21 protein-coding genes and 1 riboswitch are annotated in these 16,613 nt (G+C 55.8%); of the genes, 11 read left to right on the top strand and 10 right to left on the bottom strand.

All coding sequences use genetic code 11. The annotated features are described in order from the left end of the window. The 9 genes from rplO (at nucleotide 1) to ELY25_RS02460 (ending at nucleotide 6,735) form a co-directional block, all read left to right on the top strand. Nucleotides 1-435, top strand: a complete 435-nt coding sequence (gene rplO, locus ELY25_RS02500) for a 50S ribosomal protein L15 (protein ID WP_030074208.1) — start codon at nucleotides 1-3, stop codon at nucleotides 433-435. Then, nucleotides 436-1,767, top strand: a complete 1,332-nt coding sequence (gene secY, locus ELY25_RS02495; protein ID WP_126949725.1) for a preprotein translocase subunit SecY — start codon at nucleotides 436-438, stop codon at nucleotides 1,765-1,767. A 27-nt stretch (nucleotides 1,768-1,794) separates the two neighbouring features. Continuing rightward, on the top strand, nucleotides 1,795-1,908 hold the full coding sequence (rpmJ, locus tag ELY25_RS02490; protein ID WP_081139244.1) for a 50S ribosomal protein L36: 114 nt from the start codon (nucleotides 1,795-1,797) through the stop codon (nucleotides 1,906-1,908). Between the two features lie 123 nt (nucleotides 1,909-2,031). After that, entirely contained in the window at nucleotides 2,032-2,388 is a 357-nt protein-coding gene (gene rpsM / locus ELY25_RS02485) for a 30S ribosomal protein S13 (RefSeq protein WP_018917719.1), read from the top strand. A gap of 39 nt (nucleotides 2,389-2,427) precedes the next feature. Continuing rightward, nucleotides 2,428-2,814 (top strand): 30S ribosomal protein S11, encoded by a 387-nt coding sequence (rpsK, locus tag ELY25_RS02480; protein ID WP_009099028.1) that lies wholly within the window; start codon nucleotides 2,428-2,430, stop codon nucleotides 2,812-2,814. Nucleotides 2,815-2,826: 12 nt separating this feature from the next. After that, nucleotides 2,827-3,447, top strand: coding sequence for a 30S ribosomal protein S4 (rpsD, locus tag ELY25_RS02475; RefSeq protein WP_126949724.1), 621 nt, complete (start codon nucleotides 2,827-2,829; stop codon nucleotides 3,445-3,447). 121 nt (nucleotides 3,448-3,568) lie between these two features. Then, complete coding sequence (locus ELY25_RS02470; protein ID WP_126949723.1) at nucleotides 3,569-4,564, top strand: DNA-directed RNA polymerase subunit alpha; 996 nt, start codon at nucleotides 3,569-3,571, stop codon at nucleotides 4,562-4,564. Nucleotides 4,565-4,603: 39 nt separating this feature from the next. Further along, nucleotides 4,604-4,990 carry a 50S ribosomal protein L17 gene (gene rplQ / locus ELY25_RS02465; protein WP_126949722.1) on the top strand — a complete coding sequence of 129 codons (387 nt, stop codon included), beginning with the start codon at nucleotides 4,604-4,606 and terminating at the stop codon, nucleotides 4,988-4,990. Nucleotides 4,991-5,373: 383 nt separating this feature from the next. Next, complete coding sequence (locus tag ELY25_RS02460; protein WP_236995626.1) at nucleotides 5,374-6,735, top strand: D-alanyl-D-alanine carboxypeptidase family protein; 1,362 nt, start codon at nucleotides 5,374-5,376, stop codon at nucleotides 6,733-6,735. Nucleotides 6,736-6,843: 108 nt separating this feature from the next. Here the strand turns inward: ELY25_RS02460 and ELY25_RS02455 are convergent, their stop codons facing one another. From ELY25_RS02455 to ELY25_RS02430, 6 genes are all read right to left on the bottom strand, one after another. Further along, nucleotides 6,844-7,581: a DODA-type extradiol aromatic ring-opening family dioxygenase gene (locus ELY25_RS02455; protein WP_126949721.1), complete on the bottom strand. Its 738-nt coding sequence runs from the start codon at nucleotides 7,579-7,581 to the stop codon at nucleotides 6,844-6,846. 54 nt (nucleotides 7,582-7,635) lie between these two features. Then, entirely contained in the window at nucleotides 7,636-8,049 is a 414-nt protein-coding gene (locus ELY25_RS02450; protein ID WP_126949720.1) for a DoxX family protein, read from the bottom strand. 85 nt (nucleotides 8,050-8,134) lie between these two features. Further along, nucleotides 8,135-9,055, bottom strand: coding sequence for a LysR family transcriptional regulator (locus ELY25_RS02445; protein ID WP_126949719.1), 921 nt, complete (start codon nucleotides 9,053-9,055; stop codon nucleotides 8,135-8,137). A gap of 2 nt (nucleotides 9,056-9,057) precedes the next feature. Further along, a complete protein-coding gene (gene thiE, locus ELY25_RS02440) occupies nucleotides 9,058-9,687 on the bottom strand; it encodes a thiamine phosphate synthase (protein ID WP_126949718.1) in 630 nt (209 codons plus the stop codon). After that, complete coding sequence (thiM, locus tag ELY25_RS02435) at nucleotides 9,687-10,487, bottom strand: hydroxyethylthiazole kinase (protein WP_126949717.1); 801 nt, start codon at nucleotides 10,485-10,487, stop codon at nucleotides 9,687-9,689. Before thiM ends, thiE begins: the two co-directional genes overlap by 1 nt. A gap of 26 nt (nucleotides 10,488-10,513) precedes the next feature. After that, a riboswitch (TPP riboswitch) is annotated at nucleotides 10,514-10,609 on the bottom strand. A 102-nt stretch (nucleotides 10,610-10,711) separates the two neighbouring features. Beyond that, the gene (locus ELY25_RS02430) at nucleotides 10,712-11,086 is read right to left on the bottom strand and encodes a DUF2237 family protein (protein ID WP_126949716.1); all 375 of its coding nucleotides are present in this window, start codon (nucleotides 11,084-11,086) and stop codon (nucleotides 10,712-10,714) included. Between the two features lie 175 nt (nucleotides 11,087-11,261). On the opposite strand from ELY25_RS02430, the gene gloA reads away from it, so the two are divergent. Both gloA and ELY25_RS02420 read left to right on the top strand, forming a co-directional pair. Then, nucleotides 11,262-11,795, top strand: a complete 534-nt coding sequence (gene gloA, locus ELY25_RS02425) for a lactoylglutathione lyase (protein ID WP_126949715.1) — start codon at nucleotides 11,262-11,264, stop codon at nucleotides 11,793-11,795. Between the two features lies 1 nt (nucleotide 11,796). After that, nucleotides 11,797-12,165 (top strand): DUF6164 family protein, encoded by a 369-nt coding sequence (locus ELY25_RS02420; protein ID WP_126949714.1) that lies wholly within the window; start codon nucleotides 11,797-11,799, stop codon nucleotides 12,163-12,165. Between the two features lie 6 nt (nucleotides 12,166-12,171). Here the strand turns inward: ELY25_RS02420 and ELY25_RS02415 are convergent, their stop codons facing one another. The 4 genes from ELY25_RS02415 to ELY25_RS02400 form a co-directional block, all read right to left on the bottom strand. After that, a complete protein-coding gene (locus tag ELY25_RS02415) occupies nucleotides 12,172-12,837 on the bottom strand; it encodes a cupin domain-containing protein (RefSeq protein WP_126949713.1) in 666 nt (221 codons plus the stop codon). Nucleotides 12,838-12,907: 70 nt separating this feature from the next. Continuing rightward, nucleotides 12,908-14,050: a beta-glucosidase gene (locus ELY25_RS02410; RefSeq protein WP_126949712.1), complete on the bottom strand. Its 1,143-nt coding sequence runs from the start codon at nucleotides 14,048-14,050 to the stop codon at nucleotides 12,908-12,910. A 35-nt stretch (nucleotides 14,051-14,085) separates the two neighbouring features. Continuing rightward, nucleotides 14,086-15,246: a UDP-galactopyranose mutase gene (glf, locus tag ELY25_RS02405; protein ID WP_126949711.1), complete on the bottom strand. Its 1,161-nt coding sequence runs from the start codon at nucleotides 15,244-15,246 to the stop codon at nucleotides 14,086-14,088. Next, complete coding sequence (locus tag ELY25_RS02400) at nucleotides 15,243-16,271, bottom strand: glycosyltransferase family 1 protein (RefSeq protein WP_236995625.1); 1,029 nt, start codon at nucleotides 16,269-16,271, stop codon at nucleotides 15,243-15,245. The genes glf and ELY25_RS02400 overlap by 4 nt, the downstream gene beginning before the upstream one ends. Nucleotides 16,272-16,613 lie beyond the last annotated feature (342 nt).

Raw genomic sequence — 16,613 nt, 5'->3', positions numbered from 1 at the left:
ATGAAACTCAATACCCTGAGCCCGGCACCGGGCTCCAAACACGCTGAAAAGCGCGTTGGTCGTGGTATCGGTTCCGGTCTGGGCAAGACCGGCGGCCGTGGTCACAAAGGCCAGAAATCACGCAGTGGCGGTAGCGTCAAGCCTGGTTTCGAAGGCGGTCAGATGCCGTTACAGCGTCGTCTGCCGAAGTTCGGCTTCACATCAGCCAAGTCGCTGGTGTCTGAAGAAGTACGCCTGGCCGAGCTTGCTAAAGTTGCCGGTGACGAAGTCACCATGGAAACACTGAAGCAAGCCAACGTGCTGAAGGATGCGACGCTACACGCGAAGATTATCCTTTCAGGCGAACTGAACAAAGCAGTTACCGTTCGTGGTATCAAGGTCACCAAAGGTGCCCGTGAAGCGATCGAAGCTGCTGGCGGCAAGGTAGAGGACTAAATGGCCAAGTCAGGAAATATGCCGGCGAAGGGCAACGGTCTGAGTGAACTGTGGGCGCGTTTGCGCTTCGTGCTCCTCGCCATCGTGGTGTACCGTATTGGTGCCCATATTCCCGTTCCCGGTATCAATCCTGACCAGCTTGCTGCCTTGTTTAGGGAGCAACAGGGCACCATCCTGGGCATGTTCAACATGTTCTCGGGTGGCGCCCTGGAGCGCATGAGCGTCCTCGCGTTGGGCATAATGCCCTATATTTCAGCGTCGATTATCATGCAGCTGATGACTGCGGTCTCACCCCATCTTGAGCAGCTCAAGAAGGAAGGTGAGGCTGGCCGCCGAAAAATTAGCCAGTACACCCGCTACGGTACGGTGATACTGGCTCTTGTCCAGGCTACCGGCATGTCGGTGGGTCTGGCTAGCCAAGGCATCGCTTACAGCGCTGACTTTAGCTTCTATTTCACCGCCGTGATTACGTTTGTGTCAGGCGCGGTGTTTATGATGTGGCTAGGTGAGCAGATTACCGAGAAGGGGATCGGCAACGGTATTTCGCTGCTGATCTTCGCCGGTATCGTCGCTGGGCTGCCCAGTGCCGTAGGGCAAGCGTTCGAGCTCGCTCGTAACGAAGGGGCCTGGAATGTTCTCCCGCTGTTAGCGCTGTCAGTGCTAGGTATTGCCACCGTGGCATTCGTAGTGTTCATTGAGCGCGGCCAACGCCGCTTGAAAGTGAATTATCCACGTCGCCAGGTTGGCAACAAGATGTATGCAGGTCAAAGCAGCTACCTGCCTTTGAAAGTGAACATGGCAGGTGTTATTCCTGCGATCTTCGCTTCCAGTATTCTGCTCTTCCCGGCCTCTATCGGTCAGTGGGTGGGTGCTGGTGAAGGTATGGAGTGGTTGCAGCGAGCTTCTCAAGCATTAGCCCCCGGGCAACCGCTTTACATCTTGCTTTTCGCGGCGGCAGTGGTATTCTTCTGCTTCTTTTACACAGCGCTGGTCTTCAATCCCAAGGATGTAGCTGACAATCTGAAAAAGTCAGGTGCGTTCCTGCCGGGCATTCGCCCCGGCGAGCAGACCGCTCGCTATATCGATAAAGTCATGACTCGTCTGACCTTATTCGGTGCCCTGTATATCACTGCGGTTTCCCTGATGCCCCAGTTCCTGATCGTTGCGTGGAATGTGCCATTTTTCTTTGGCGGCACCTCGCTTCTGATCGTGGTGGTGGTCATCATGGACTTCATGGCCCAGGTGCAATCGCATCTCATGTCGCATCAATATGACTCGGTGATGAAGAAGTCCAACCTGAAAGGCTACGGTAGCGGCGGCATCATGCGCTGAGGCGCGTCGCCCGTATTGGAGAGAACGATGAAAGTTCGAGCTTCCGTAAAGAAGATGTGCCGTAACTGCAAGATCATTCGTCGCAATGGCGCTGTCCGCGTTATCTGCGTCGAACCACGGCACAAACAGCGTCAGGGTTAATTCCTGCGCTGTTTTAAGTGGGTGTTTGGCATACCCCTTGCCTTAGGGCAGTAAAAGGGGTATGCTGTTGCGCCTTTTGTAGATGAATAAACGAGCAAGCCGCTCAAATTTCGGAGTAAGCTGATGGCCCGTATTGCAGGCGTCAATATCCCGGACAACAAGCATGCGGCGATCTCGCTGACCTATATCTTCGGGATTGGCCGTACCCGCGCTCAGCACATCTGTGCTGCTGCTGGTATCGAGCTGACTACCAAGATCCAGGATCTGTCTGGCGAAGAGCTGGATACCCTGCGTTCTGAAGTTGGTAAGTACACCGTAGAAGGCGACCTTCGTCGTGATGTTACGCTGAACATTAAGCGTCTCATGGACTTAGGCTGCTACCGTGGTCTGCGTCATCGTCGTAGTCTTCCGCTGCGTGGTCAGCGGACTAAGACTAACGCGCGCACCCGTAAGGGCCCGCGTAAGCCGATCCGCAAATAACACGCACGTTCTGGCGTAAAGACAGGAATAGACATCAACATGGCTAACCCGCGTAGTAACCGTAAAAAGGTTAAAAAGCAGGTTGTGGATGCCGTAGCGCATATCCATGCCTCTTTTAACAACACGATCGTGACGATCACAGACCGCCAGGGCAATGCTCTTTCTTGGGCAACTGCCGGTGGTTCGGGTTTTCGTGGTTCTCGCAAGAGCACCCCGTTCGCTGCTCAAGTGGCAAGCGAACGTGCAGCGACCGCTGCAGCCGAGTATGGTGTGAAAAACGTAGACGTACTGGTTAAAGGCCCAGGTCCCGGTCGTGAATCCGCCGTGCGCGCACTCAATGCCGCAGGCTTCCGCGTGCAAAGCATCGTAGACGCGACGCCCATTCCCCATAATGGCTGCCGTCCGCCTAAGAAACGCCGCGTTTAAGGAGACAGATTCATGGCTCGTTATATTGGACCGAAGTGCAAACTGTCTCGTCGTGAAGGCACCGATCTCTTCCTGAAGAGTGGCGTGACTCCGTTCGAGAAAAAGTGTAAATCCGAGCAGATTCCGGGTGTACACGGCCAACGTCGTCAGCGTCTTTCAGACTACGGCTTGCAGCTTCGTGAGAAGCAAAAAGTACGTCGCATGTATGGCGTACTCGAAAAACAGTTCCGCAACTACTACAAAGAAGCTGCTCGCCTGAAAGGTGCGACTGGTGAAGTATTGTTGCAGTTGCTTGAATCCCGACTGGATAACGTCGTCTACCGTATGGGCTTTGGCTCGACTCGCTCTGAAGCGCGTCAGCTTGTTAGCCACAAGGCGATTTCCGTGAACGGCCGCACCGTTAACGTTGCTTCCTATCAAGTGAAGCCGGGTGACGTTGTTGCCATTCGCGAAAAGGCGAAGAACCAGGCTCGTATTCAAAGCGCGTTGTCCATTGCGGCCAACCGTGGCGATATCGTCTGGATCGAAATCGACGCCAAGAAGATGGAAGGCACTTTCAAGGCTCTGCCTGAACGCGGTGACCTGACTGCCGACATCAACGAAAACCTGATCGTCGAGCTGTACTCCAAGTAAGCGGCGTTAATTAATCTGCTTCTTGAAGCCTGGGCGGGGTAGCAAAGCTAACCGCCCAGACGCTCTTGAGTACGTGTTCTTAAGAACTCAGTATCCGTTTGGCAGCCTGAAAGGTGTTCATATGCAGCGTTCAGTGACAGAGTTTCTTCGTCCTCGCGACATCAAGGTCGAAGAAATCAGCGCACATCATGCCAAGATCGTTCTCGAACCGTTCGAGCGTGGTTTTGGTCACACCCTGGGGAATGCACTGCGTCGCATTCTGCTTTCGTCTATGCCCGGCGCTGCCGTGGTAGAGGCTGAAATTGCTGGTGTAGAGCACGAGTACAGTGCGATCGAAGGGGTGCAGGAAGATGTCATCGAAATCCTCCTGAACTTGAAAGATGTTGCGATCAAGATGCACAGCCGCGATGAGGCGGTGCTCTCGCTGAACAAGCAGGGCCCAGCCGTCGTCACTGCTGGCGACATTGCGCTTGATCATAGCGTCGAAATCGTCAACCCGGACCACGTCATTGCACATGTCAATGAAGGTGCCGAGCTGAAAATTCAGCTTAAGGTAGCGCTGGGTCGTGGTTACGAACCGGCTGACGCCCGTGGCTCTGATGAAGAGACCCGTGCTATTGGCCGCCTGCAGCTGGATGCCACCTTCAGCCCTGTCCGCCGTGTTTCCTACTCGGTTGAAGCCGCTCGTGTTGAGCAGCGCACCGATCTCGATAAGTTGATTATCGATCTGGAAACCGACGGTACTTTGGATCCGGAAGAGGCTATCCGTCGCAGTGCGACCATTCTGCAAGAGCAGCTGGCCGCCTTCGTCGACCTGGAAGCTGATAAAGAGCAGGAAGTCGAAGAGGAAGAGGATCATGTTGATCCAATCCTATTGCGCCCCGTAGACGATCTTGAGTTGACCGTTCGCAGCGCGAACTGCCTTAAAGCCGAGAATATTTACTACATCGGTGATCTTATCCAGCGCACTGAAGTTGAGCTGTTGAAGACACCGAACCTCGGTAAAAAATCCTTGAATGAAATCAAGGACGTTTTGGCGGCGCGCGGCTTGTCCCTCGGTATGCGGTTGGAAAGTTGGCCGCCCGCTAGCTTGAAGGACGACAAGGCCTCCGCGTGAGTGTCGACTCGAGTCCCAGTTTGGTAAGGAATTACAACCATGCGTCATCGTAAGAGTGGTCGTCATCTGAATCGCACCAGCTCGCATCGTCAGGCCATGTTCAAGAACATGTCTGTCTCGCTGGTCGAACATGAAGTCATCAAGACAACCCTGCCTAAGGCCAAGGAACTGCGTCGCGTTATCGAGCCGCTGATTACCTTAGCCAAGCAGGATAGCGTTGCGAACCGTCGTTTGGCGTTCTCTCGCACACGTTCCAAAGAAGCCGTCGGCAAACTGTTCAACGAGCTGGGTCCGCGTTACGCCGAGCGTCCGGGTGGTTACATCCGTATTCTCAAGTGCGGTTTCCGCGCCGGCGACAACGCGCCCATGGCGTACGTTGAGCTAGTAGACCGTCCGGTTGCCCAAGAAGCCGCTGCTGAAGAGTAAATCTTTAGTCGCAGTATCTTGTTGGCAGAATGAAAACCGACCCGTTAGGGTCGGTTTTTTTATGTCCGGTTTTTATGCCCGACTTTTTTACGCAGAGTTTTTGTATTCAGAACTATTTGTGCTCTAACGCTGGACTTACAGGTCACAAAGATTGTGCAGCGATTGGGCGCGTGTATTCTCGCTACATTTATACCCAGCACAGGCGTTAAATTGTACGGCGAGCATGCTAGTCTAGTGTGAGCTAATGGTGAGCTCTCAGGCTTGGCAAAAACCGTTATCAGCGCTTTAATCGCGATGTGGGTTGCGCAGAATCCAGCGCGCCCAAGTCACGTCCAGATGTATGGGTTTCGTTTCCAGGGTAGATTAATCGGCAAGGGGCAGACATGGCGGCGAGGGGAGTTAACGATAATAAACTGGCGAGGGCGTGGCTGGCATTCACGATGTTGTTCTTGATGGCCATTATGGCCGCTGATGCCGAGGCCAATCCGCGTTACGCAGGCATTGTGGTAGATCTTGATAACGGCGAAGTCCTTTACTCTGAAAACGCAGATGCGCCGCGCTATCCCGCATCGCTTACCAAGATGATGACGCTGTATCTCACCTTTGAAGCGCTTGAAAACGGCGAGCTGAGCCTTAACCAGCCGCTACCCGTTTCCGCCCAGGCGGCGGCCATGCCGGCCACCAAACTATGGCTGGCGGCGGGCAGCAGTATCCCTGTGGATACCGCTATTCGCGCGTTAGCAGTCCGCTCGGCTAACGATGTCGCGGTGGTAATTAGCGAGGCATTGGGAGGCAGCGAGCAGCAGTTTGCTCGGTTAATGACGCAGAAGGCGCAAGAGCTGGGCATGAGTGCAACGACCTTCCGAAACGCCTCTGGGTTGCCTGATGACCAGCAGATAACATCTGCTCGGGATATGCTGACACTCTCGGTGCGCGTAATGCAGGATTTCCCCCAGTACTACCACTACTTTGGACTGCAGGAATTCACCTATCGAGGCACGCGCCACACCAGCCATAACCGCCTGGTGCGCGACTACCCCGGCGCCGATGGTTTAAAAACCGGCTTTATTCGTGCCTCTGGGTTTAACGTAGCGACCACTGCCGTACATGGTGGCCGCCGTTTAGTGGCTGTTGTCATGGGGGGCTTTAGCGCTGCATCCCGCGATACCCATATGGCTAGTTTGCTGGATAGAGGCTTTATGCGTGCTGAGTTGCGTGATCACCGCACCTGGATTGCCGATACCAGCTTTTCCCAAGAGTTTATGGGGTTTGGAGGCCCGACACCCCCCGTAGCTCCCCCGCGCCAAGCGCCGGTATACGCACCTAGCCAAATGCTTGCTAATGTTGAAACCACAACGATTTCACCTACCCCAAACGTCAGGGTGGACGAGCAATTGGCCAAGATAACCATCGAGGGCCCTGGTGAAACGTCGACTGCCTCGAATTCAGATCCGTTGCAGGACTTTATTCAAAGAGAGCGCCTTATTGAAGCACCCCCGACCGGCGGCTGGGGCATCCAGGTCGGCGCGTTTAGCCACGAAGCCCAGGCCCAGCAGCTGGCTCAGCAGGCCGCTCAACGCTTGACCAATAACCTTGCCGGGCAGGTTGCCGTGGATACCCTGGAAGGCCAGACACCGGTCTATCGGGCGCGCCTGGTCGCGCTCGATGAACAGCATGCTCGCGAAGCCTGCCGAGAGCTAGAGCTTCAAGGCATGGAGTGTATGGTGGTCAACGCCAGCTTGTAGATCAGCCAATAAAAGCCCCTGCTGGCCGAGATATCTGATCTCAGCCAGGAGGGGCTTTTTTTATGCCACAATTCGGCAAGCGCTACAGGTTTAAGCTATCCAGGAAGCCTAGGCGAACGCATAGACATCCATGGCCAGCACCCCGTGCTCAACGCTGTGATGCAGCTGACTTGCCTTACCGCCCGCTCCCATGGCCACTAACAGCGGCTGAAAGTGTTCAGGCGTTGGGTGGTTGTCATGGGCGTGCGGGGCTTCTTGCCAGTTAAGCAGCGCCTTGCGATCATTATCAGCCAACCTGGCATTGACCCAATCAGCGAACGTATCGACCCACCCGGGCGCCTGACTGTCCTGCGGCATGATTTCGTAAAGGTTGTGCGTCAGGCTTCCCGAGCCAATCACTAAAATGCCCTCGGCGCGAAGTACGGCCAGGCGCTTGCCTAACCCGGCCAGTTCGCTGTTCGACCAGCGTACTGGAAGCGATACTGAGACCACCGGAATATCCGCTTTGGGAAACATCAGCGAAAGCGGCACCCAGGCGCCGTGATCGAACCCGCGCTCCACGCATTGGGCATCCAAAAGCGTGGCCACGCGTTTGGCAAGTTCAGGCTCGCCGGGAGCCTGATACTGGCACTCGAACAGCGCGCGGGGGAAGCCGCCAAAATCATGAATGGTTTCCGGCCAAGCGCTGGTGCTCACTTTGGGAGAAAGCGTCTCCCAGTGGGCGGAAACCACCACGACGGCCTTGGGGCTTAGCGTCTGGCCCAGTTCACGCAAAAAACGGTGTGCAGGCGTCGGCGTAAGGGCCAGCATCGGAGAGCCGTGAGAGATGAAAAGACTAGGTAACATGGCGAATTCTCCTGACAGTAAGCCCCGGCAAGCGGCCGGGGCATGTACAAAGGGCTAGCGGAAGCGGCGGTTAGCAATAGCGCTGCCACCTCCCAGACCTGCCTGCACCAGAAGGGCAATACTCCAGAACAGCGGGAATTCCCAGCCGCCGCCGGCGTTGGAGAACACCCAGCCGTTGCCCAGGTGGATAGACGTGGCACCCAAAAGTAGCGGTATCATGGCAAGGCTGATCCAACGTGTATAGATGCCCAAGATCAGCGCCAAGCCGCCTCCCAGCTCACCGATAATGGTTAGATAAGCCATAAAGCCGGGCAAGCCCAAAGACTCGAAGTAACCCACGGTGCCGGGCAGTGTGAATACGAACACTTTAAGCAGTCCGTGAGAAAGCGCCATGACGCCCAGTGATACGCGCAGCAGCGCAATGGCATGAGGTTGAACGGCAGAAGTCGTTACAGCAGATGTTTGCATGGGGTGCTCCATTGAATAGGGGGGCGATCTCAATGAAGACACTTTACGTTTCTTTAAGGCGAAGATAATCCACTATAAAGGAACATCACTGTTGCGCAATAGGCGACAATCCCATGTCACGTTCCCAAAGAGGCGGGCTGCCCCAGGCATCCGCCAGCAGCTCGATAAAGCGCTCCACCTTGGCAGGCAAGAAGTGTCGTGCCGGGTAGAGAGCGTGAATATCCAGCATCCGAGGAGCAATATGGGCCAGAACCGGCACTAGGCGTCCTTGGATGATACTCTCGGCCACCAGGAAGCTGGGTTGGTGGGCAATCCCCAAGCCTGCCTCGGCGGCATGGGTCAGAACATCACCGTTATTGCTTTCAAGCGGGCCCTGAACAGCCAGCGTCATATTGTCGAATCGCCAGTCGCCATTGGCAGGGCCGCTGCGATAGCGCAGGCAGTGGTGCTGCTTCAATTCTTCAAGGGTCGCGGGCGTGCCATACCGGGCAAGGTAGTCAGGTGAGGCGCAAAACAGCATTCGACAGCGTGTCAAACGCCGGGCAATCAGGCTGGAATCCGGCAGGCTGCCGATACGAATGGCCACGTCGTAACCCTCTTCGAGAAGGTCTACGCGGCGATCGTTGAGATCAAGGCGCACTTCAAGGCTTGGGTGCTCGGCCATAAAGCGTGCCACCAGCGGAGAAAGGTGGCGAACACCAAAGCTCATCGGTCCGTTGATACGCAAGCAGCCGCGCACCTCGGTAAGGCCGCTGCCCACATCGGCGGCGGCTTCATCCAGGGCCTGCAGAATGGACTGGGCATGGGCGAGATAGCGCTCGCCCTCCGCGGTCAGATGCAGGCGCCGCGTGGTGCGCTGAATCAAACGCACGCCCAGCGAGTCTTCCAGCGTCATGACCAGCCGCGAAATACGCGTACGTGATAGGGACAGCGCCTCGGCTGCGCGGGTATAGCTTTTAAGCTCAGCCACGCGTACAAACGCAACGATGGATTCAAGTGGGGGCATGGCTACTCGCCTTGAGGCTTGGCGCGCGCAAAGGCGCGAGCGGCATCAAAAGGGCTGGCCTGCCCGCAGATGGCGGAAATAACGGCAAGCCCGTGGGCGCCAGTCTGGAATACCTGCTCGGCATGCTCTGCCTTAAGCCCTCCAATGGCGACGCTTGGCAGTGATGAGGCGGCAGCCAGCTGTGCCAGACCTTCAAATCCCAGGGGGGCGGCGTGATCGCGCTTGCTGGGCGTGGCAAATACCGGGCCAAGGCCTACATAATCCAACAGGCTAACCGGTGCAGCATGCAGCTGCTCAAGGGTATTGATCGAAAGCCCTACAAGGGCGTCCGGGCCGAGTGCGGCACGCGCCTCTTGGACGGCCGTATCGCTTTGGCCAACGTGCAGGCCATCAGCGCCACTTTGCAGGGCAACTTCCAAGCGGTCGTTAATCACCAGCGGCACGCCGCTACCTGCAAGCACGGCTTTCAAGCGTTTTGCCTGAGCGATCATGTGGGCATCGCTTGCGTGCTTGTCGCGCAGCTGCACAAAACTAACACCCCCTTTTACCGCCTCAACCACAGTGCGTTCAAGGCCGAAATCCGCGCATAGGTTTGCATCCGTGACCAGGTAAAGTGAAAGATCGAAACGCATCAGGCTTTCTCCAGGCCGATAAACTGATCAAGATCTTCAGGCGTCAGCTGATAAAAAGCATCCAGCAGGGCGACCTGAAAGCTACCGGGCCCCGTTGCGAGCTTACCGGCGCGCGCCCCGGCAACCGCAAAGCAGGCCACCGCCGCGGCCGTGGCAGCAAGTGGTGCTTCAGGCCTGGCGGCGATAAACGCGGCAACACAAGCGCTTAAGGCGCAGCCTAAGGTAGTTACCCGCGGCATTAATACATGCCCGCCAGCAATGCGCCAGTGTTGGGTGCCATCGGTAATGAAATCATACTCGCCGGTCATCGCCACGATACAACCCTGCCGTTTGGCAAGTGCGATGGCGCTTTCACGCGCCTCCTCGGTAGAGGCAGTGGCATCCACGCCACGCCCAGCATTAGCAAGGCCTGCCAGGGTCATGATTTCCGAGGCATTACCGCGAATAGCGCTGGGCTGATACGTCAGTAGGGTTTGGGAAAGCGCCTGGCGATAGCGGGTGGCGCCTACCGCGACCGGATCAAATACCCAAGGGGTATTGCTCTCTTGCGCGGTACTCGCCGCCAGTTGCATGCCTTCTGCCCAGGCGGGTGAGGGCGTGCCAATATTGATCGAGAGTGCACCAGCCAGGCGCGTAAACTCGGCAACCTCCTCTGGGGCATGGAGCATGGCAGGTGATGCGCCAATCGCCAGCAGGCAGTTGGCCGTGCTGTTCATTGCCACATAGTTGGTAATGCAATGCACCAGCGGCGTGGCACGTTGTAAGGCAAAGAGCGCGTCGCTCAGTGGAAGTGATGTCATAGCCACCTCGCAGCGTAGATCGGGTGCTAAATGACACCGCGACTTCCTACGCCGGTATTATCCGGTTCAGGTTCAAAGGGTGCATCTCAGCCTGAAGTGATCAGGCGCCCCTGTCGATTCGGCTACTATCCTTGCCTTGGGCGAAGGTGTAAAGCGCAAGCGGCGGATAAAACGTGGATTTATTGAAGGCAAGCGGTGAAGCAGAGTAGTGATGAGCGGCTACACTAGTGAACAAGATCAAGGGCATGCTGGCGCAGTATCTCCAAAGTCGTAAACTCAAGCGCCCGTTCATTGGTACCCGATAAAATCACCGGTGGTGCTATCCCTATATCGGCTGCCTGCTGCCAGCGACTTGCGCATAAGCACCAGCGGTCGCCAGGACCAAGGCCAGGAAAGCCAAACTCAGGTCTGGGCGTCGTCAGGTCATTGCCTTGCGCCTTGGAGAAGGCGAGAAACTCATCGGTCATGATGGCGCATACCGCATGAACGCCGGTATCTTCAGGCCCTACTCGGCAAAAACCATCCCGGTAAAAACCTGTTTTTGGCGAATGGCAGCAGGGTGTCAGGGGTTCACCCAGCACATTTAGATCACGAGACATGTCTTCTGCCTTTTGTTAGGGCTGGAAAAATCATTGTCCTGCCCACATGGTTAGTGCCACGTGTTATTCAATCAAGGTGGCATGGTTAATTTACAGGCTTGTACATTGTCATAACTTTGTCAAAGATAACCGCTTAATCGACCCATTTAGCAGCAAAATGCCTAAGGATACTAAGATGAGTTTTCAAGGTGAGCAGCACCCCGGTATCGCCCCCACCGCGCCACAGACCCAAGGGTTTCGGTTAAATCATACGATGCTGCGGGCCAAGGACCCCGAGCGCTCGCTGGCGTTCTACTCCAAGGTATTTGGCATGCAGGTAATGCGACGTCTGGATTTCGAAGAGATGCAGTTTTCGCTCTATTTCCTGGCCAATCTTGAAGCCGGCGATCAGGTGCCGGAAGACACCCAGGCGCGCACCGCCTGGACGTTCAGCCAGAAGGGGTTGCTTGAGCTGACCCATAACTGGGGCACGGAAGATAAGGAGGAGTTTGCCTATCACGATGGCAACGCCGAGCCGCAGGGCTTTGGGCATATCTGCTTCAGCGTGCCGGATTTAGCCGCTGCCCAGGCGTGGTTTGATAAACACGAGGTCACGTTTGTAAAACGTGCCGACCAAGGCAAGATGCAGGATGTCATTTTCGTCAAAGACCCGGACGGTTACTGGATTGAAGTGATTCAGGCGGATCTGATGGCGGCCATGGGCAACTAAAATGGCACATTTGCTGTTTCGGCTTCGTTATGTGACCGATGAAGAAGCCATGGAGGTGCGTACGCTGCTTGCAGACCAGGGCTTTGATACCTATGAAACCCAGGCAGGCTTTTTTCGCTTGGGAGTCGATGCCATCTGGCTGCGTGATGAGAGTCAGCGTAACGCCGCTGAAACGGCGCTTGCCGCCTATCAGGCAGCGCGTTTTGATCAGGCCCAGCACGAGCTGCACGAAGCCCGGGCGCAAGGCAAGCTGCCAACGCTTTGGCAGCGGCTTGTTGAGCATCCTGTCCAGGTGATTTTGGTACTGGTGGCGGTTGGTTTGATCGGCGCCCTCACGCTGCTGCCCTTTCTGGGTTTAATGCGCGGTTAGCCAGAATCAGGCGGCGGGCAGATGACCGCGCTTGAGATACATCATGACCCCATCGCTACCAGCCGTTAAGGCAGGCGTGGCGCCACTGGGGTAACGGCACCAGGTACCCGTCGCGTACTCCTGCTCGCCGTCACATAGTGTGCCTTCCAGCACAAACAATTCCAGGCCGCCTTTAAGCGTTGGATAGGCAATGGATGTGCCTGCCGCCCAGCGCTCAAGACTGGTGCGCTCTTGTCTGAAGGTATGCAGCATCTTGTAGGCAATGCGCGGCCGCCGGTCGGGCTGCCAAGGCAGCCGATGGGCAGGCACAGCCAGCTGCAGCGTGTCGATTAGGTCAAACTGGTGGAGCTTAACGAAAATGAGTGCGCCTTCCTCACCGATTTGCGGCGTATGCTGCGTACCCACGGGGTTGCGTAAATAGCTGCCCGCCGGGTAGCGGCCATGCTCATCGGCGAACACGCCTTCAAGCACCAGTATTTCTTCGCCGCCACCGTGGGTGTGGGCACTAAACTGGCTATTGGGGGCATAGCGCACAAGGCTCGTGGCACGGGCTACTTCGTCGCCAATTCGGTCCAGCATCATGCGCGTAACGCCTGCACTGGGGGCGTCCACCCACTGGTACTGTTCGGGCGTGATACAGGCAAACTGCGAGAAATCGGCATTTAAATGCATGGCGTGCGCTCATTGGCGTATTAGTCCGCCTAGTCTCGATAGTTAAACCGGCAATTGCAACTCGGCAATGCTATGCGTTGAGCGCCTCAAGTGTTGGCTTCCTATCAAAACGCCGCCGCTGGAGCGTCAGTTCATCTGCCAGCGGTGAGAAGACAGGACGCTGGCCCTGCGCGTCGGCATACCCCAGCAGGCCCGTTCTGCAGTGGCGGTTATTCTCCCACCCGGGATAGTCGGTTATCGGGTACAGGCAGATGCCCTCAACGGGAATGTTCTGGCGCAAGGCCATGTCGACCTGCTCGCATACATAGCGTACCCAAGGTACGCGGCGCTCGCTTTCAGCGCCTGTTTCCGCAATCAGTAGCGGCTTTCCATAACGCTGATAGGCGTCGGCCAAAAGCTTATGGAAAGGGCGGTAGTCGGGGCTATCCATGGGGATATCCTGACGATTAGCGTACCACTGGTTATGCGGATAATAGTTCACCCCCATGATATCCATATAGGCAGGCTTGCCACCTAGCTCAGGGTGCAGCCCGCCACACAGCATATCCCACGCCGTGTATTGCTCGAACTTGAGCCGCTCGGCGCGCTCGCGATCACGGCGCCGGGTTGAACGGGATACCACATGAATGATGGGATCGACCTGAATAAAGCGCGCCTGGGGCAAGATTTCCCGAATTGCCTCCATAGCGGCAATGGCGGCGCGTACCAGCTGGCGTTTAAGCTCATCGCCTCGGCGGCGCACGGTGGGGTTGAAGTGGGCTACGCTCCCTCCGGCCCAGGCCCAGAACGAGATTTCATTAAGCGGGGTAATAAGCGGTGCTTCAATGCCTTCATCACGTAAAAGCCGCGTGGCGGCCGCGGCGTAGGCGGCAAAGCGCTCGACGAATTCAGCCTTGAAGATGTCAATATCATCCGGCCAGCCGTAGTGGCACAAATCCCAGATGACCTCGGTACGCTGCGCCTTGGCCGCACGCACCATCGGCAGCACGCTGCTCCAGTCGTAACGGCCCTTGGCGGTCTCGATAAGGTGCCAGCGCATGCCGTCGCGTACGCTGTGAATGGCGTGATGGGCGAGTGCTGCGTAGTCGTTACTGGCGTACTGATCGTGCCGGGTTCCGGCGATCAAATCCAGGCGACGTCCATCCCGGCGGCGATGGGTAGAGCACTCGAACCCTCCCAGAAAAAAGCTTTTAAACAGACTCGGCTGATGCATGCCGTTTTACGTCCTTGTCGGTGAAGCGGTGCGTCTTAGCTTACCCGCATTTCGCCGGCGGGGGCCAATGAATCGCTGGCTTCCGCCTTTGCTAAACGCTCAAAGGTAGCCAGAGCCTGACCTACCACCTGATCCATATTGTAATAACGGTAGCTCCCTAAGCGGCCTAAAAAGGTGACCCCGGGCGTGGCATCCGCCAGGGCACGATAACGGTGATACAGCTCAGCGTTTTCAGCCCGAGGGATGGGATAGTACGGATCGCCCTGGTCAGTGGGGAATTCATAGGTCACGCTGGTTTTGGGGTGCTGCTGCCCGGTCAGGTACTTGTACTCGGTAATCCGGGTATAGGGCACGTCTTCTGACGGGTAGTTGACCACGCCTACCGGCTGGAAAACCGCCTGATCGAACGTTTTATGCTCAAAGCGCAGGCAGCGATAGGGCAGCTTGCCCAACTGGTAGCCAAAGTACTCATCAATCGGCCCGGTATAGATCAAGTGGTGATAATCGACCTGGTCGCGTACTTCTTCAAAATCCACCCCTAGTTGAAGCGTAATATTGGGGTGGTTAAGCAGGTTCTCAAAAAGGGCGGTGTACCCGTCCTTGGGCATTATCTGAAAGCTATCCGTGAAATAACGGTCATCGGTATTGGTGCGGGTGGGCACGCGGGCCGTTACCGACTTGTCCAGCTCAGACGGGTCCAGGCCCCACTGTTTACGCGTATAGCCGCGAAAAAACGTCTCATAAAGCTCGCGGCCTACTTGGCTGATCACCACGTCTTCGGAAGTGCGAATATTCTCAACCGGCTCGGCGCGTGAGGCGAGAAACTCAGCCGCTTGCGCCTCATCCAAATCCAAGTCATAGAGCATGTTAAGCGTGGTCAAGTTAATGGGAATAGGTACCTGCTGATCGTTTACCTGAGCTAGCACGCGGTGCTCATAGGGGCGCCATTCGGTGAACTGGGAGAGATAATCAACGATACGTTGGGCGTTGGTATGGAAAATATGCGGGCCATAACGGTGCACCCACACGCCATCCTCGTTGTAATGATCAAACGCATTGCCCGCAATATGCGGGCGCCGGTCAATTACCAGTACGCGTTTATCCAACTGGGTAGCAAGCCGTTCGGCCAGCACGCTACCCGCAAAGCCTGCGCCTACAATCAGGTAATCATAAGTGCCACTTGGAGTACGTTTCATACTGCACATCGTATTTTCTCCTCCATCAGCTTCCAGGTGGTATCCCACGACATATCGCTCAGCGCCGCATCGGCCAATTGCCACACACGCTCCTGGTGGGGAGCTTCCTTGAGTGATTCCTCAATGGCTTTGATAAACTCCTCCGGCGTCTGGGCAATCTTGACCACGCCGCTATCCCCATAGGTACGTATCACATCGGTAATCGGCGTCGAAACGACCAACCGCCCGCCTGCCAGATACTCGGGCGTTTTGGTAGGGCTGATAAACCGGGTCGATTCGTTGAGTGCAAAGGGCATAAGCGCTACGTCCCAGCTGGCCAGATACTGGGGCAGCTCAGCGTAGGATTTGGAGCCCAGGTAGTGGATGTTGGGTAGTTTGGGGAGCGTTTCCGGGTCGATCTTGACCACCGGGCCAACCAGGATGAATTGCCATTCAGGACGCTGGGTGGCAGCTTCCTCTAACAGCGCAATATCCAGACGCTCATCAATGACTCCAAAGAAACCCAGGCGCGGCCGGGGCAACGATGCTTGATCCTCAGGTTCCGGTTGGGGCTTCCGGGCGGCGCCAAAGTGAGCAATATCCACGCTGCTGGGGAAGGGATGCACGTTGTCATGCAGCTGGCGCTTGGCCTCGAACAGGCTGATACCCCCGGTAAAGATGAGATCGGCATGTTCAATCAGGCGGCGCTCCTGCTCTACCAGAGAAGGCGGGGCTCCGCGGAACGCGGAAAGCTCATCCATGCAGTCATAAACGGTTAGCCGTGGCTGTAAATGGTCGGAGTAGGGCAGGCTCATGGGGGTGTAATACCATGAAATAATATCGCTGGCGGCTATTTCAGCTAAGTACTCATCCAGCAAATTACGCTGAGCGTCGATTGCTATAGCGCCCTGGTAAGCCTCAGGCAGGTGAGGGACCAGGACTTGCAGGTTGCCTTCAAGGCGTTTTTCAAGCCATGGCACATCAATATCGGTAAATACCGCTTCTTCAAAAAACAGCACTTGATAAGTTGTCGCGAAACGCGACATTAAATGTTGAGGTCGTTGGTAGACAAACCGCCAGCGTAAATGTGAAAAACAAACTAATACGGTTTTATGAGGTGCTTTATTAGCTATTGAACTATTCTGGGCTGAAGCACTGTTTGATTGGACCTCTTCAATGCTAGCGGGTTCGGCTGTCCAACGCATGGCTAATCTCCTTAATTAATAAAAGAAGATTTACTTTTAGCTGCTTATAACATCGCAGAAAAATAAATTTCTTTTTCCATTACCGTATCTTTATAGATGTTTAGTGAGGCTATTATTAGCGCTTTTTTTAACATTTATGCAACTTATTAAAAAACTCCTTTTATATATGATTAGGCAGCAGAA

This window comes from Vreelandella populi, from assembly GCF_003989825.1.
In the GTDB taxonomy this organism is placed as follows: domain Bacteria; phylum Pseudomonadota; class Gammaproteobacteria; order Pseudomonadales; family Halomonadaceae; genus Vreelandella; species Vreelandella populi.
Note: the sequence above shows the minus strand (reverse complement) of the source record. Positions and strands in the feature narration are given on the sequence as shown.

Bases quoted from the DNA above. Each gene is read 5' to 3' on its own strand.
- secY (WP_126949725.1), top strand. From the start codon at position 436: ATGGCCAAGTCAGGAAATATGCCGGCGAAGGGCAACGGTCTGAGTGAA.
- ELY25_RS02415 (WP_126949713.1), bottom strand. From the start codon at position 12,837: ATGCATTTAAATGCCGATTTCTCGCAGTTTGCCTGTATCACGCCCGAA.
- ELY25_RS02445 (WP_126949719.1), bottom strand. From the start codon at position 9,055: ATGCCCCCACTTGAATCCATCGTTGCGTTTGTACGCGTGGCTGAGCTT.
- ELY25_RS02455 (WP_126949721.1), bottom strand. From the start codon at position 7,581: ATGTTACCTAGTCTTTTCATCTCTCACGGCTCTCCGATGCTGGCCCTT.
- thiM (WP_126949717.1), bottom strand. From the start codon at position 10,487: ATGACATCACTTCCACTGAGCGACGCGCTCTTTGCCTTACAACGTGCC.
- rpsK (WP_009099028.1), top strand. From the start codon at position 2,428: ATGGCTAACCCGCGTAGTAACCGTAAAAAGGTTAAAAAGCAGGTTGTG.
- glf (WP_126949711.1), bottom strand. From the start codon at position 15,246: ATGAAACGTACTCCAAGTGGCACTTATGATTACCTGATTGTAGGCGCA.
- thiE (WP_126949718.1), bottom strand. From the start codon at position 9,687: ATGCGTTTCGATCTTTCACTTTACCTGGTCACGGATGCAAACCTATGC.
- ELY25_RS02410 (WP_126949712.1), bottom strand. From the start codon at position 14,050: ATGCATCAGCCGAGTCTGTTTAAAAGCTTTTTTCTGGGAGGGTTCGAG.
- rplO (WP_030074208.1), top strand. From the start codon at position 1: ATGAAACTCAATACCCTGAGCCCGGCACCGGGCTCCAAACACGCTGAA.
- ELY25_RS02430 (WP_126949716.1), bottom strand. From the start codon at position 11,086: ATGTCTCGTGATCTAAATGTGCTGGGTGAACCCCTGACACCCTGCTGC.
- ELY25_RS02460 (WP_236995626.1), top strand. From the start codon at position 5,374: ATGGCGGCGAGGGGAGTTAACGATAATAAACTGGCGAGGGCGTGGCTG.
- rplQ (WP_126949722.1), top strand. From the start codon at position 4,604: ATGCGTCATCGTAAGAGTGGTCGTCATCTGAATCGCACCAGCTCGCAT.
- rpsD (WP_126949724.1), top strand. From the start codon at position 2,827: ATGGCTCGTTATATTGGACCGAAGTGCAAACTGTCTCGTCGTGAAGGC.
- rpsM (WP_018917719.1), top strand. From the start codon at position 2,032: ATGGCCCGTATTGCAGGCGTCAATATCCCGGACAACAAGCATGCGGCG.
- ELY25_RS02470 (WP_126949723.1), top strand. From the start codon at position 3,569: ATGCAGCGTTCAGTGACAGAGTTTCTTCGTCCTCGCGACATCAAGGTC.
- gloA (WP_126949715.1), top strand. From the start codon at position 11,262: ATGAGTTTTCAAGGTGAGCAGCACCCCGGTATCGCCCCCACCGCGCCA.
- rpmJ (WP_081139244.1), top strand. From the start codon at position 1,795: ATGAAAGTTCGAGCTTCCGTAAAGAAGATGTGCCGTAACTGCAAGATC.
- ELY25_RS02400 (WP_236995625.1), bottom strand. From the start codon at position 16,271: ATGTCGCGTTTCGCGACAACTTATCAAGTGCTGTTTTTTGAAGAAGCG.
- ELY25_RS02420 (WP_126949714.1), top strand. From the start codon at position 11,797: ATGGCACATTTGCTGTTTCGGCTTCGTTATGTGACCGATGAAGAAGCC.
- ELY25_RS02450 (WP_126949720.1), bottom strand. From the start codon at position 8,049: ATGCAAACATCTGCTGTAACGACTTCTGCCGTTCAACCTCATGCCATT.